Source organism: Nocardia sp. NPDC102475 (genome assembly GCF_055584605.1).
Genome location: NZ_JBVJLS010000007.1, coordinates 19,215 through 34,126 on the forward strand (window position 1 = coordinate 19,215; position 14,912 = coordinate 34,126).

The 14,912-nt window shown below is 67.4% G+C and carries 8 protein-coding genes; 4 read left to right on the plus strand and 4 right to left on the minus strand.

The features are described 5' to 3' along the window. Positions 1-43 precede the first annotated feature (43 nt). On the plus strand, positions 44-1,021 hold the full coding sequence (locus ACZ60G_RS14645) for a pirin family protein (protein ID WP_465810615.1): 978 nt from the start codon (positions 44-46) through the stop codon (positions 1,019-1,021). Positions 1,022-1,156: 135 nt separating this feature from the next. After that, positions 1,157-1,453 (plus strand): excalibur calcium-binding domain-containing protein, encoded by a 297-nt coding sequence (locus ACZ60G_RS14650; protein WP_062993065.1) that lies wholly within the window; start codon positions 1,157-1,159, stop codon positions 1,451-1,453. 60 nt (positions 1,454-1,513) lie between these two features. Here ACZ60G_RS14650 and ACZ60G_RS14655 read toward each other — a convergent pair whose 3' ends face one another. Next, positions 1,514-1,735 carry a DUF3618 domain-containing protein gene (locus ACZ60G_RS14655; protein ID WP_433756712.1) on the minus strand — a complete coding sequence of 74 codons (222 nt, stop codon included), beginning with the start codon at positions 1,733-1,735 and terminating at the stop codon, positions 1,514-1,516. Positions 1,736-1,845: 110 nt separating this feature from the next. On the opposite strand from ACZ60G_RS14655, the gene bcp reads away from it, so the two are divergent. Further along, on the plus strand, positions 1,846-2,319 hold the full coding sequence (gene bcp / locus ACZ60G_RS14660; protein WP_063047786.1) for a thioredoxin-dependent thiol peroxidase: 474 nt from the start codon (positions 1,846-1,848) through the stop codon (positions 2,317-2,319). A gap of 107 nt (positions 2,320-2,426) precedes the next feature. Here the strand turns inward: bcp and ACZ60G_RS14665 are convergent, their stop codons facing one another. Continuing rightward, entirely contained in the window at positions 2,427-3,698 is a 1,272-nt protein-coding gene (locus ACZ60G_RS14665; RefSeq protein WP_465810617.1) for a DUF7159 family protein, read from the minus strand. A 299-nt stretch (positions 3,699-3,997) separates the two neighbouring features. Here ACZ60G_RS14665 and ACZ60G_RS14670 point away from each other — a divergent pair, with 299 nt between their 5' ends. Next, on the plus strand, positions 3,998-4,618 hold the full coding sequence (locus ACZ60G_RS14670; RefSeq protein ID WP_245721387.1) for a TetR/AcrR family transcriptional regulator: 621 nt from the start codon (positions 3,998-4,000) through the stop codon (positions 4,616-4,618). Positions 4,619-4,684: 66 nt separating this feature from the next. On the opposite strand, the gene acpS is transcribed toward ACZ60G_RS14670, so the two are convergent. Then, positions 4,685-5,119: a holo-ACP synthase AcpS gene (gene acpS, locus ACZ60G_RS14675; RefSeq protein ID WP_040687506.1), complete on the minus strand. Its 435-nt coding sequence runs from the start codon at positions 5,117-5,119 to the stop codon at positions 4,685-4,687. Between the two features lie 91 nt (positions 5,120-5,210). Continuing rightward, the gene (locus ACZ60G_RS14680; RefSeq protein ID WP_465810619.1) at positions 5,211-14,555 is read right to left on the minus strand and encodes a fatty acid synthase subunit beta domain-containing protein; all 9,345 of its coding nucleotides are present in this window, start codon (positions 14,553-14,555) and stop codon (positions 5,211-5,213) included. Positions 14,556-14,912: the final 357 nt, after the last annotated feature.

Sequence of the window (14,912 nt, forward strand, 5' to 3'; positions counted from 1 at the left end):
CAGCGATTGGTTGACATGGACACCAACTATTCAGGAGGTGCCCATGCCGGCCATCACCGTCCCCGACATCATGGTGCTGCCGCGACTCCCTCGACCCACGGATTCGACGCGGGAACGCAAGGTGAGCAGCATCAGCACCGCACATCAGCAGCGCGAAGGCGCGGGCTTCGAGGTGCGCAGGCCGTTTCCGAGCATGGATCTTCGCTCGGCAGATCCATTCATCCTGCTCGACCAGATGGGTCCGGTCGCCTACGAGCCGTACGAGGCCAAGGGTGCGCCGTGGCATCCGCATCGCGGCTTCGAGACCGTCACCTACGTCATGGACGGCACCATGGTGCATCACGATTCCAATGGCGGCGGCGGCGTCATCAGCGAAGGCGATACCCAGTGGATGACGGCCGGTTCCGGCATCCTGCACGATGAACTGCCCGCCGAGGAATTGGTCATCGCGGGCGGCTGGTTCCACGGCATCCAACTGTGGGTCAATCTGCCGCGCGCGCAGAAAATGGCCGCACCGCGCTATCAAGATCTGCGCGGCAGTGAATTGACGCTGGTCAGTTCGCACGACGGCGGCGCACTGGTGCGCATTATCGCGGGCGAGATGGGCGGCTTCGAGGGGCCGGGTTCGACCTACACCCCGATCGCCTACGCACACGCCTCCATCACCCCGAGCGGCCAGCTGGAAACCCCATGGCCGCAACGGTTTACCGCGATGGCATACGTACTGTCCGGCAGCGGAACAGTGGGCGCAGAGCGCCGACCGATCGGCGACGGCCAACTCGCGGTATTCGGCCCAGGCGACTCGATCACCGTCACCGCGGACGCATTGCAACACAACCGAACCGGCGACCTGGAGGTGCTGCTGCTCGGCGGCCTGCCGATCAAAGAGCCTGTGGTGCAATACGGTCCGTTCGTCATGAACACCCGCGCCGAAATCATCCACGCCATAGAGGACTACCAGGCCGGACGCATGGGTAATATCCCGGCCGAACATCTGGCTGGCAGGCGTTTGGGTGAATAGCGGAAGAATGGGCGTTGTCCCCTAATGCCCCTATTGTTTTGCTGCGCGGTTGACAAGTACGCGGCCCGTCACAACAGTGGATGCGGCGTCTCCCCCTGGACGCTACTCCACCGCAGCACACAAACAGAGGAATATATGAACGTTCGCCGGCTCACCGTCAGCGTTGCCGCCGCGGCACTCGCCTTCCTAGCGGCGCCCGCAGCCCTGGCCGATGTCCCCACCGGTTCCGCGGGAACGGGCTCATCCGCCATCGATACCGGATCGGCCGCGACCGGTTCGGCAGGCATGTCCCAGACCGGCTCGGCCGGTGGCGCATTCGCAAACTGCGACGAGGCCCGCGCGGCGGGTCGGGCACCGCTGTTCCGCGGAGAACCGGGCTACGGCCCGCACTTGGATCCGGACGGCGACGGTTTCGCCTGCCCGACGGTCTGATAGTCCTGAACGTAGAACACCCGGTGTGGCCAGCCACACCGGGTGTTCTACGTTTTCGGCTCAGCGGAAGATCTTGACCAGCACCAACCCGACGACCACCGCGGCCGCGCCGATCAGGCTGTACTTCACCTTCGGCTGGTTGAGCTTCGCCAGCACTATGTGCTTGGTGTCATCGGCGATGCGCTGCGGATCGGCCCGTACGGCGATTTCGTCGAGCGTGCTCGCGAGCCGTGTCCGTGCGGCCTCGATCTCCCGTTCGATCCGCTCGGTATCCCTAGCCACGTATATCCTCCTGTATTCAATATGCCGCGAACCGCGCTGCCGACGAGTCTAACCAGCCGGGCTGCGTCGGTGCGGCCGCATTGTCGGGCCGTTCGATTACCGTGCAAGAGGTGACCGACAACCAACGACTCTCCCCCGGCGATGCCGCCCCCGATTTCACTCTGCCCGACGCCGACGGCAAGGACGTGTCGCTGTCCGGCTACCGCGGCCGCAAGGTGATCGTCTACTTCTACCCCGCCGCGAGCACCCCCGGCTGCACCAAACAGGCCTGCGATTTCCGCGACAACCTCGCCGACCTCGAGGGGGCGGGCATCGAGGTCATCGGCATCTCGCCCGATAAGCCCGCCAAATTGGCCAAGTTCCGCGACAACGAAAAGCTCACCTTCCCGCTTCTGTCGGATCCGGACAAATCCGTCCTTACCGCATGGGGTGCGTTCGGCGAGAAGACCATGTACGGCAAGACCGTCACCGGTGTTATCCGCTCCACATTCCTGGTCGACGAAAAAGGCGAAATCGAAGTGGCGCAATACAACGTCCGCGCCACCGGCCACGTAGCCAAACTCCGTCGCGACCTGTCGGTGTAGACCGAACCGCAGATCGGCTTGCGCCCAACGGGATTCGTCCAGCTCGAAGGCGCATGAAACGAAAGGTCCGGAGCCACTGGGGCACCGGACCTCTCGAAGATTTTCTCCTAGGTGGGCTGCAACTGCTGGGCCGCCCATTGCACGAGCAGGCGGACGTGGTTGTCCCACCAGTGGTAGAACTCGGGGGTGAAGGCCGCCGGCGGCGGAGCCTCACCCGGAAAGAGCATGGCGTCGTTCGGAGCACCGACTTTGGTGGTCTGCCCCGGGGTTCCGGTGCCCGGGAGCTGCTGAGGCGATCCGGCCGCCTCGTTTCCGTGCTCGTGTGCATCCGGAGCAGCCAATGGCAGAGCGCCCCAGTGTTCGTTGTACTGCGGAAGGTTGTTCAGATCGAAGTCGGTGACCGTCGAGCCGGCGGTGTTTCCGGCGGCCGCGGGTTGCCTGGCCTCCGGATGATCGAACGGGCTGATATTCGGCTGCACCGAGGAGCCCGCGGTGGAGCCGCTCGCCGATCCGGTATCACCGTCGACAACGCGGGCGTCCGCGGTGACCCGCGCGTCCGCGACGACGGCCCCCGTACGCGTTGTCACATACAAACCGCCCGCGACCAGTCCGCCCGCCAGCACACTGGCCGCTGCGAACATAGCCGTGTGACCGCGCGTACTTCGCACCCGCTCGACCGGCTCATTACTCACACCGGTCACGTCGCTCATCGCGAACAGCGCGGCACCGACCGCCGAGGCGGAGGTCGCGATCTTGCACGGCAGCACCGGCGCGCCGAAGCCGTCCATCGCCGTGGCCACCACCGCGCCGTCCGCGGCCGAGCCGATCAGCACCACCGCATCCGGCCGAACCATTGCCGCTTCGAACTGGTCCCACGCATCCGACACCGCGACGTCGAGCGCCTCGGCGGTCGCACTGCCGGAATGACTCGTCGCGGCCAGCACCCGACTGCGCTTGCGGTCGATCAGCGTGAACGCCTGATGCCCCGGGACCACTTCGCAGATGAGCAGATCGTCGAATTCATCGACCCAGGTCATGACCCCGGCCACACTCAGATGTGCCGACTTGGCCGATACCAGCGAGGCGGTATGCCACGGGCCGGACGCCAATTTGGTGACGATGGCACGCCGCTCGGCGGCATCGCGGTAGGTGACCGCCGCACCCACGATATCCCGCTCGGACTCCAGCTCCGCCGCTAGTGTGTCCATCGCCGTCTGGACCGCAACCGCCAGGTCCGCCTTCGAATCGCCTCGAGTTTTCACCACCCGCTGCAGCAGCAGCCGCTCGGATAGCTTCTCGCCGCCGTCGGCGAGGGCTACCGCGTGAACGGCACCGCGTTCGGTGGAAACGCCTAGAGATACCACGGATCGAGCTCCCACTGATCACGCCTTCCCAGTGCAATTGCCGAGCTCACGAGCTTGCCGAAACCCCTGAGCCCCTTGGATTCCCCGGCACGAAACGTGCGTTGAGATGCACGCACGCTCGGTTATGTGTTCGGTGCCATCTCGGGCTTGGATGGGTGATGAAATGTGACAGTCCTTAACACGCAGATACGGTGCGCGTGTCGCAGATGTGTCGATACCGCTAGCCTTGATACGTGGATGTACGCACGGAGGCCAGGTCGAAGCAGCGACGTCTGGACCCTGCGTTGGACCTGCAGGACGACCCGCAGGAGCTCATGCCGCGGCGCAGGCCGACTCAGGAACGCAGTAAGCGCAAGTTCGATGCCCTGTTGCAGGCGTCCCGGGAATTGCTCGTCGAGGTCGGGTTCGAATCGTTCACCTGTGAAGAGGTGGCGGCACGGGCGGAAGTGCCGATCGGCACGCTGTATCAGTTCTTCGCCAACAAATATGTCATCGTCTGCGAGCTGAATCGCCAAGACCTGGTTGCGGTTTCCCAGGAACTCGCCGATTTCCACGGCGAAATCCCATCATTGGACTGGTTGCGGCATATGAACCAGTTCGTCGACCATCTGGCGAATCTGTGGATGACCGACCCGTCCCGGCGCGAGGTGTGGCTGGCAATGCAGTCCACCCCGTCCACCCGAGCCACCGGCGCGATCCACGAAAAGGAGTTCGCCGAGGTCGTCTCGCAAATGCTGCGTCCGCTGACCCCGCGCACCCCCCGCGCGCGCCGCACCATGATGGCCGAAGTCCTGGTGCACGTCGTCTACTCGATGCTGAACTTCTCCGTGCAAGACGACCAGAGCAACACCGAAGCGGTCTCCGAACTCAAACGGCTGATGGTGGCATACCTAATGGTTGCTGAAAAGGAATCCCGAACCGGCGGCCAGCGCTAACCTTCAGCAATCCGCGTTCGAGCCGGGCATCCTGTGTACGGGGTGCCCGGTTCGAACATCGGTCGGCTACTGCGCCTCGCGACCTTCGATCAGGTCGGCGAGTTCGCCCGGATCCTCGAGCACGACCATGGCGGCGGCGGTGTCGCCGTCGTGCGTCAGGGACAGGTGAACCCTTGCGCGGGGCAGGAATTCGGCGGCCAAGCCGTGCAGTTTGATGCTCGGGCGACCCCATGCGTCGTTGACCACCTCGATGAGGGGGTAAGGGTTGTCGCCGATCTGCGGGCGGCGCGCGAAACGCGAAGACGCCCAAGCCTTCAACACTGCCTCTTTGGCCGCCCAGCGCGCCGCGTAACTGCGCGCCGGGTCGGTGCCCTTGCTCTGACAGTAGCGCCGCTCACCGGCGGTGAAACTCTCCCGGAGCATAGTGGTTCCGGACCGTTGCAACTGTTCGGCGAACTCGGAGATGGTCACCAAGTCCAAGCCGATACCCAGGATGGTCAATGCGTCGCCGCTCCTCAGCCTTCGAGCTCAATGAAAAGTCAGAATGCGGCCGCCGTAGCGACCGCACTCTGCACGGTAATGGCCGAAGCCGCTATGCCATAGAGCCACCGGCATCGAGTTGCCCGAGAATCACTGCCCCGGTGCCACAACCCGCGCCGTCGGCCCGGTAGGTGCCGTTGCCGGACAGCCGCGCCTCCGGCGAGAGCAGCACGTCCGCCTCCAGCTGCCGCTTCTGCTCCGACGGTGTGCCGTCGGCACCGAGGCGCCGATCAGCCGGCCGCTCGTACAGCGGGGCGCCACCGCACATGGCCTCGGTGAACCGCTGCCGTCCGGCGAGCTGACGCTGCTGTGCCCGGCGCTGGTACTCCTCGCGCCGACCCGGCTCGATCGCCTGGATGAACGCCTCCGGATGCACCACCGCGAGCAGACCCGAGACGTGGCCGAAGCCGAGCGAGGTCAGCAGACCGGCCTTGAGCGGGAACCGCTCACCGAACCGCAGCGGTTCGCGCGCCCAGACCAGATGCGGGTAGGCCCGCATCTTGTCGTCGACGCAGTCCAGGCTCCGATTCGGCGGCACCACACCGTTTTCCAGCACCTGGCACAGGCCGATGAGCTGGAAGGCGGCCGCGCCGCCCTTGGCGTGTCCGGTCAGGCTCTTCTGCGAAACCACGAACAGCGGCGCGCCTTCGGAGCGTCCGACGGCCGTGGCCAACCGCTCGTGCAGTTCCGACTCGTTCGGATCGTTGGCCGCGGTCGAGGTGTCGTGCTTGGAGATGACCGCGATATCGTCCGGCGCCACACCGAGTTTGCGCAGTTCGGCGGCGAATTTGGATTCGCGACCGCCACGCCCCGCACCGAGCGCGCCCAGGCCGGGCGCCGGGATGGAGGTGTGCACACCGTCGGCGAAGGACTGCGCGAAGGCGACCACACCGAGCACCGGCAGGCCCATTTCCACCGCCACGTCGCCGCGCGCCAGCAGGACGGTGCCGCCACCCTGCGATTCCACGAAGCCGCCGCGACGGCGGTCGTTGGCGCGGGAGAAGTACCGGTCGCTGATGCCCTTGGCGCTCATGGCCGCCGAATCCGCGGTGGCCGACATATCACCGAAGCCGACGATGCCCTCGATACCGAGATCGTCGAAGCCACCGGCGACCACCAAATCGGCCTTGCCCAAACGGATCTTGTCGACGCCCTCCTCGACCGACACCGCAGCAGTCGCGCAGGCCGCCACCGGATGCACCATCGCACCGTAGCTGCCGACGTAGGACTGCACCACATGCGCGAGCGCGACGTTCGGCAGCGCCTCCTGCAGGATGTCGTTCGGGCGCGACTCACCGAGCAGGTTGTCGATGTAGAGCGAGCGCATCGAGGACATGCCGCCCATCCCCGTGCCCTGGGTGTTGGCGACCAGGCTCGGGTGCACCCAGCTCATCAGCTCGGCCGGGCTGAACCCGGAGCTGATGAACGCGTCGACGGTGCAGACGATATTCCACAGCGCGACCCGGTCCACCGAGGCCGCCATATCGGCGGAGATGCCCCAGATAGTGGGATCCCAGCCGGTCGGGATCTGACCGCCGACGGTGCGCGACAGCTTGGCCTTGCGCGGTACCCGAATCTCGGTGCCCGCCTTGCGGATCACCTGCCAGTCACCGGAATCGGCGACCGGGGTGATCACCGTGTGCTCCGGATCCGCGGCGTAGAAGGCGCGCGCTTCGGCTTCGCCGCCGACCGTGAAGGTCAGATCCTGATCCAGGAAGACCGAGGTCATCAGCGGTGCGGCATTGTCGATCATGGCGCCGTCGTCCTCGTAGCGGCGCACACCGCAACGCGCGACGACCGCGTCGTGATACTTCTCGGCCAGCTCGTGTTCGGGGACATAGTCACCGGATTCGGCGTCGTACCAGCCGGGCTTGGGCTCGTTCTCCCAAGCGACCAAGCCAGTCGTCCAGGCGAGTTCGAGCACACCAGCGGCCGACAGCTCGTCGGAGACCTCCATCTCGAACCGGGTGCGCGCCGAACCGTACGGGCCGAGCTCACCGGCACCGACGATAACGACCATATCGGCGAGATCGGCGGTCACCGAACCCCATTCGGGCACCGGCAGTGCCGAGCTCATGGTCGGCGGTGCGGGCAGCGCCGAAATCGTCCCCGCCGCAACGGCTTCCTCGGGCTCGGCCGCGACGGCCTCCTGGGCCTGCTTGGCCAGTGCGGGCAGATCGAGCTTGACCCTGGCGAGTCCGCCGGTCAGGTCGATCTGCTGCGGTCCGGTGGCGGTCACCTGACGGGCCCGCGAGGTGCACCACTTGAGCAGCTCATCGGCCATCTCGGCGGTGGACCAGGTGTGCACACCGGCCTGCTCGACCGCGGTCACCATCGGATCGTTGTGGCCCATGAGCCCGGTGCCGCGCACCCAGCCGATGAGGGCGTGTACCAGGGTGACGCGGCTCGACCACGACTTCTCGGCCCGCCACTTGCCGACCACCGCGTCGAGTGCGGCCTTGGACTCACCGTAGGCGCCGTCGCCGCCGAACATGCCGCGGTTGGGCGAACCCGGAAGCACCACATGCAGTTTCGCGTCGACATCGTGATCGATGCCGATCTTGGACAGCCCACCGATCAGCCGCTCGACCGACCAGAGCAGCACCCGCATCTCCATTTCGGCGCGGGCGCCGGCGTCGGCGAGATCACCGGCGACCCGCGGCGCCGCGAACGGCAGCAGCAGGGTCGGGGTCATCGCGTCCTTGATCTTGACCTTCGCACCGCCCGCATTGTCGACCTGCTCGCTGCCGACCCAGTCGATCAGCGCGTCGATGTCCTGGTAGGAAGCCATATTCGCCGGGACGACCCACAGCGCGGCACCGTGGCGCGCGTTCTCGCGGTAGAGCTTGCGGTAGAAGCCGAGCCGCTCGTCGTTGAGGCTCGAGGTGGTGACCACCACCGTAGCGCCGCCGCCGAGCAGTCGACCGGTGGCCGCCGCCGCGATGGAACCCTTACTGGCACCGGTGATCACGGCGACATCCGAGGACCACAGGCCGGACTCTTCGGTGTTCAGCGCCGCCTCGGCGATGCGCTCGTACAGGCCCGCGAGTACCGAGCGGGCCTCGTGCTTGGCCTTCTCACGCCACCAGTTCGCCTGTGCCGCAACGGCTTCACCGGCACCCAGGAAGCCGTCCACCGACTCCTCGCCGGAGCCGATGTCATCGAGCCAGAGCTTGGCCAGATCCTCGCGTGCGGTCGCCCAGCGGTCGTCGATCAGCACGGCTTTGCGGCCGTCGAAGGCAGGCGCGACCAAACGCGGCCAGTCCGAACCCAATTCGGCCGAGACGAGATCGACCAGGGTGTCATCCGAGGCCTCCGGCGCGGAGGCCTGCTCGGTCAGGCCGAGCTGTTCGAGCACCACGCGGGCGGCCGTAGCCAGCACGCCGTCGCGACCGGTGATCTGTTCGGTGAACTCACCCAGCGCCGCGGCGTCCACGGTGGCGCCGCCACCGCCGCCCGCGCTCGGCAGCGATACCGCGACACCGCGACGGGCCGCGACGGCCTGCACGGCGGCGTCGATGGCCGCATCGACCGAGGCGGCGTCGCTCACACTCGCGACCAGCCCGCCGAGATCGCCACCGCGCACGCTGACACCCTCGCGGGTGCCGAGTGAAACCTCGGCGGTGACATGGTTGGCCCAGCCGTCGCCCAGCTCCCAGACCTTCTTGACCCGCTCGGCGATCGCGGCGGGCCGCTTACCGGACGGACCGAAGACCTTGCGCAGGTGATCGCCGATGGCATCGGAGAGCACCGAACCAAAAGGCTTGTAGGTACGGGCAAGTCGCTCGACGGTGGCCGAGAGCGCACCCATATCCGCGTCGGCGGCACCGTCGATCGCACCGAGCGACAGCTCCGAGCCGAGGTCGACGAGCAGCTGATTGCGCCGCGACGAGACACCGTCGCAGAGGCCCTCGATGGTGTCGACCGGGCCGATCTGATCCAGCCGCAGCTTGGTCCACAGCGCGATCAGTACGCGGGTGGCGTCGGCGGCGGTGAACGCGATGTCATCCGGACGCGGACCGCCCGAGCTCGCGACCACCGGGGCGGCCGCCGCGACCGGCGCTGCGGCCGAGACGGTTTCGACCGGCTCGTGGGCGGGCTCGTCGACCGGCGCGGGATCGGTATCGGTCGAGTAGACGACCGCGGCCTCGCGCTCGATATTCAGCACCTCGACGGTGACCGTGCCGAAGGCGGGCAGCTTCAACGTCTGGCTGGCCAGGTTCGCCACGGTCGGCGTTGCGCCCAAACCGATTTCGACGAAACGCTGTACCCCGAGCCCACCGTCGGCGGCATCGGCGAACAGCAGATCCTGGGTCTCGATCCAGCGCACCGGGCTGGCGAACTGCCAGGCCAGCAGCTCGATCAGCACCACGCGGCACAGTTCGGTCGGGCGTGCGGTCCAGTTGTCGAAGTCGGCGAGCACGGTGGCCAGCGGCTCCGAGGGCACCAGATCGGCGATCTCCTGGATGAACGCGCGCTCCAGCGAGAACGGCTTGGGCACCAGGTTCGGAATGTAGCGTCCGACCAGGATTTCCGGGTGCAGGTCCGCGGGCAGCAGCTGTTCGAGCTTCTGCCGGAACTCCGGCACACCCTCGCGCAGCACGGTGGAGTGGAACGGCACATCGATGCCCGGGACCAGGATGAAGGCCCGCTTGCCGCCGAATTCGGCACGGCGGCGGTCGATTTCGGTCTCCAGCGCATCGAGGCCCTTGACCGTGCCCGCGATCGCGTACTGCGAACCGCGCAGGTTCAGGTTGACGACCTCGAGGAATTCCCCGACGCTCTCGCCCACACCCTTGACGAAGTCGATGACCTCGTCATCGGGCAGACCGATCTGCGACGGCCGGATGGCGGCCATCCGGTAGTCGCTGCGACCCTGCGCATCCCGGGGCACCAGCTCGTGCATGGCGGAACCGCGCTGGAAGACGACCTCCAGCACCGCCTCCAGCGGCAGCACACCGGCGACGGCCGCGAGCGCGTTGTACTCACCGACCGAATGTCCGGCCAGCATGGCGCCCTCGACGTAGGCACCTGCCTCGCGCAACTCGGCGACCTGGGCCACACCGAGCACCGCCATGGCGACCTGGGTGAACTGGGTCAGATGCAGCACGCCGTCCGGGTGCCGGTGTTCGACACCGCGCGCCTTGAGGTAGGTCGGGTTGTCCCGCACCACGGCCAGGATCGAAAAGCCGAGTGCCGCACGGGTGTGCTTATCGGCGCGCTCCCAGATCTCCTTGGCGGCCTTGGAGCGGGCGCGGGCGTCCAGGCCCATGCCCTTGCGCTGAATGCCCTGGCCCGGGAAGGCGTAGACGGTCTTCAGGGCGGCGGTGCGACCGGTCGCGGTCATCACCAGATCGCCGTCGGCACGGCAGGAGACCTCGACGATCTCGCTACCCGCGTCGACCGCGATCCGCTCGACCCGCACGTCGATCTCCGCGCCCGGGCGGACCATGCCGAGGAAGCGGGTGGTCCACGCCGTCAAAGTCCTTGCCGGAGTGGAACTTTCGGGATCCACCGCGGACACCGCGTGCTGCGCGGCGGCCGAGAGCCACATGCCGTGCACGATCGGGCTGCCGAGACCGGCCAGCTTGGCGGCCGAATCACTGGTGTGGATCGGGTTGTAGTCACCGGAGACCGAGGCGAAGGCACGCATGGTGCGCGGCGCCAGCATGGTGACGTCACGACGGCGGCGACGCGGGGTGTCGGTGGCGGCATCGGAGACCACACCCGCCGCGCGCGGTGGATCGGTCAGCTCGCCCGCGCCGTTGCGGCCGCGGATGGCGAAGCGTTCGGTCAGCGTCGCCAGCGGCACCACGTCGAGGCCCTGATCCCGCATCTCGCCGACGGACACCCGCACCTCGACGACGCGTCCCAGGTCGGTGTCGACAACGTCACCCGATTCGGCGCGGACAACGAGAATGCTGGTGTCGTGCGGCAGGTCGCGCTCGAGTGCGATCTGGTGATCGAGGTGGACCAGATCCAGCATGCCTTCGATGACACTGTCGCCGTCGGCGCTGCGCGCGGCGCCGAGCACCGCGAAGACGGCGGGCCAGCACGCACCGACGAGCACATCGGGCACGCTGCGCCCGAGCGTGCTCAGTGCGCCGGGCAGGCCCGAACCGGTGACGCCCGCGTGATCGGCGATGAGGTCCGGGGTCCAGGCGACATTGAGGTGTGCGACCTTGCCCTTCACCTCCGGCAGCGCCTGGCCCGCGGCGACCGCGAGCAGTGCGGACATGGCGGTGTCGGCATCGGTTTCGGTGATGACCGGCGCGCCGCCGTTGTAGAGAGAGGTCGGCACGGTGATGCGCAGGCGGATCCGCACAGCGTCACCGCCGAACAGCGGCACCGTGAGCTCGACGTAGGCGTGATCGGCATCCGGGCCGGTGGTTTCGGTAATCGTCGCACCGGTCGGCGGATGGACGGCGCCCTTGTCGTCGACAGTCCATTTGGCGAGGTCGCCGAGGCGGTGGATCGGGTTGACCGTGGTGCGGCCGGACCATTCGACATCCGGCGCGGCCAGCACCGCGTCGACCGGTCCCTCGGTGACGCCGGCGGAGCGGCGCGCGTCGACCGCGACCGGCGACACACCGGCGCGAACCAGCGCGTACGCCGTGTCCTGCTCGAAGCGATCGAGCAATTCACCGACGGGCTCGTCGACGCGGGTGATACCGGCGACCGAGACCGTGCCCGGAATGACACAGACCTGATCGGCCGAATAACGCGGATCATGGGCCTGCCACAGCGAATCCGAACGCCACCAGCGGCGCACGTCACCGTCCACCACGGGCACGAAGTTGACCGGCTTACCCGGGGTCTTGCACAGGCTGACGAAGAACGGCACATCCGCCGGGTGCAGCAGGGTCTGCTCGGCCGCCGGGTACTGCTGCTTCAGCGTGCACAGCGCCTCGACCGGGTTCTCGAAGACCGCGTCGGATTCGAACAGCGTCGGGATCTCGCCGCGGTCGGCCGGATGCAGCCGGGATTCGGTGCGGCGCATCATCTCCGCGAACCGGTCCCGCCAGGTGATGTCGAGCCAGACCGAACGGGTGGCGTCCAGGATGGCGTCGCCCAGGTCGCTGCCGCAGTCGAAGTCCTTGGGGCGGTCCAGGCCGACGGCCAGCTCGACGTAGCGTTCCAGCCACTCGAGGTAGGTCATGGTCGTGACATCGCCGAAGTACGGCTTGGCGGTGGCATTCAGCGCGGCGATGATCTCGTCGCGACGCTCGGCGACCGCGTCGGCGTCACCGGCGACCTCGTCGAGCAGGCGGCCGGTGCGCGAGGCCGCATTGTCGATCTCGTGGATATCGGCGCCCAATTGGCTACGCCCGGAAGCCATTCCGCCGGTCGCGGTGCCCGCGCCGACCCAGTCCGGGGTACCGGGGGTGTCGACGAGCAGCTGCTTGACCTCGGGTGCGGTGGTGGCCTCGAGCGTCGCCATGGCGGCGGTGCCGACCAGTACGCCATCGAGGGGCATCACCGGATAGCCGTGCGGCACAGCCCATTCACCGGTCAGGTATTCGGTCGCACGCTCCGGGGTACCGATGCCGCCGCCGACGCAGACCACCACATTGTCGCGGTTACGCAGCTCGGCGTAGGTCTCCAGCAGCAGGTCGTCCAGGTCCTCCCAGGAGTGGTGTCCGCCGGCCCGGCCGCCCTCGATGTGCATGATCACCGGGTAGTCCGGCACCTCGTCGGCGATGCGCAGCACCGCGCGGATCTGGGCGACGGTGCCCGGCTTGAACGCCACATGCGTGATACCGACCTCGGTCAGCTCCGCGATCAGCGCGACGGCCTCTTCCAGCTCCGGAATGCCCGCGGTGACGACGACACCGTCGAACGGCGCACCCGCCGTACGGGCCTTCTGCACCAGGCGCTTACCGCCGAGCTGCAGCTTCCACAGGTACGGGTCGAGGAACAGCGAGTTGAACTGCACCGCGCGGCCCGGGTGCAGCAGCGTCTTCAGCTCGGCAACCCGGTCGGCGAAGATCTGCTCGGTGACCTGACCACCACCGGCCAGCTCCGCCCAGTGGCCCGCATTCGCCGCCGCCGCAACGATTTTCGCGTCGACGGTGGTCGGGGTCATACCCGCGAGCAGGATCGGCGAACGACCCGTCAGCTTGGTGAACGAGGTCTCGACCACGACGCGTCCGCTCGGCAGACGCACCGGACGCGGCGCGAAGGCCGACCACGGCTGAGCCACCTCGGGCGAGGCGCCGGGAGTCAGCAGGCTGCGCTGACCCGCGCGGGTCGCGGCCGCGAGGATGCCGACCCCGGTGCCCTTGAGTGAGCCGCTGGTGAGCCGGCTGAGCAGATCGCCGGGGCCCAGATCGAGAATCCACTGCGCGCCCGCGGCGACGACGCCGTCGACCTCCTCGACCCAGTCGATCGGGTCGACGAGGATCTCCTTGGCCAGCGAACCCGCAAGCTCCGCATCCAGACCACACTGGGAGGCCCAGCCGCTCACGATGTCGACCGTGTCGGCGAGCGCGGGGTGATGGAAGGCGACATCGACGGCCAGGTCCTCGAAGACCGGCGCGAACACCGCGCCACCGCGCGACTTCGCATCGCGCTCGCGAGTCTGCTCGTCATGGATCTGGGCGCAACGCTGACGCACCCGCTCCAACTGGGTCGGCGTACCGGAAAGCACCACACGCCGCCGACCGTTGCGAATCGAAACCACCGCGGCCGCGGCGGGGTCCACGCCCGCGGACACCTCGGCCACCACCGTGCGCAGATGTTCGGGATCGACATTCGATACCGCGACCATCGACGAACGCTCGCCCACCGGCATGAGGCCGCGCCGGCGGGCAACCAAACCCGCTGCGGCGCCGATCATTTGGGCGATGGCGAGCAGTTCGGCGTCACGCTGTCCACCGGCCTGCACCGAGGTCGCGGCGAGGCGCCCCTGCGAGTGACCGACAACCGCGACCGGCGCGTGCTCGTTGGCATCCAGACCCTGCAGCCGCAGCGCGCGCACGGCGGCCACCTGCGTCAGGAATACACCCGGCATCGACACTACGGCCGAGCGGAGCACCTGCTCCGAAGGCGCGGCGGAAACCTCCGCCTCGTCACCGTCGGCGAGCTCGTTCTCGAGCATCCAGCCGATCGGGTCGAAACCGACCGGTCGCACTACAAGTAGTTGTGCCGCAACGGGTTCCAGCAGCGTCGCCGCTTCATTGACCAATGCGGTCAGCTCGGGCTCCAGTGCGGCATCGCGCCCGATCTCCTCCAACTCACCGAGCCAACGCGCACCCTGCCCACCGAAGGCCAGCGCGTAGGGCGTTCCGCCCAGCAGTCGATCCAGCAGCGGGGCCCTCGACCCCCCTTGCTGTGGCGCCCCAACCACTTTCGGGCTCTGTCCGGTTCCGGCCGCAGTGCTCTCATTGATCGTCAAGACGCTTCGACTTCCTTCTCTGGCGACATGCCGTCGAGACACGCCGCTCCCTCCGGTGCGCAGGTGTTCCTCACCAATGAGCCCTGATGACTGCAAGGATTCCAGAAAATCATGAGGAAATCCTCACGTTTGCTCTCAGGATCGCCGCTTACCGCCAGGTATTTCCGTACTCTCGTACCAGAATACTCAGAAACATGACCCTCCCTCATGTTCAAAGCCGCTGGTCCACCCGGTTACCAACACGTACGAAACATGAGCACTCCTCACGTTGACCGTTATCGAATCGTTATAATGCCAGGTGGGGTTACTGGCGAGTACGACATGCCGGGGCTGCGCTTCGCGATGTCGGTCAAGCCC